Here is a 589-nt window from a genome sequence, read left to right as displayed (position 1 = left end):
GTCCGATTGTTGACGATCATCCGGGGCTGTTCCCATGGTGGGCCATGGGCACCTCCGCGACCGCCCCTGTGACCGCTCCCGACCCCGACGTCCGCCCCACCCTGTTCAGCCCCGGGGAGTACGCCGCGCGGCTGCGGGCGGTGCGGGAGAAGATGGCGGAGCAGGGCCTGAGCGCCCTGGTCGTGACGGACCCCGCGAAGCTGTTCTACCTGACCGGCTACGACGCCTGGTCCTTCTACACCCCGCAGCTGCTCCTCGTGCCCGCGGAGGGCGAGCTGCTCCTGTTCCTGCGGGAGATGGACGCCCGCGGGGCGTTCCGCACCGCGCGGCTGCCCCCGGAGCAGATCATCGGCTACCCCGAGCGGTACGTGCAGCACCCGCACTTGCACCCGTTCGACCGGGTGGCCCTCGCCCTGCGCCGCCGCGGCCGGGAGGCCCCGGCCGCCCGCGGGTGCGTGGGCCTGGAGATGGACTCCCGCTTCTTCTCCCCCAAGGGCTACCGCTCCCTCGTCCACGCGCTGCCGGAGTGGACGCTCGTGGACCGCTTCGACCTCGTGAACTGGGTGGGGGGCGATGATCGTCGACGACG

Annotated in this window: 1 protein-coding gene; it reads left to right on the top strand. The window is 72.5% G+C overall.

The features are described from left to right. Nucleotides 1-44: 44 nt before the first annotated feature. Nucleotides 45-589 (top strand): aminopeptidase P family N-terminal domain-containing protein (locus tag RCG67_RS17115; protein ID WP_368828000.1); only part of this gene is annotated, 545 nt, incomplete at its 3' end.

This window comes from Kocuria cellulosilytica (assembly GCF_040981245.1).
Lineage (GTDB): Bacteria > Actinomycetota > Actinomycetes > Actinomycetales > Micrococcaceae > Kocuria > Kocuria cellulosilytica.
This window is presented reverse-complemented; position numbering and strand designations above follow the sequence as displayed.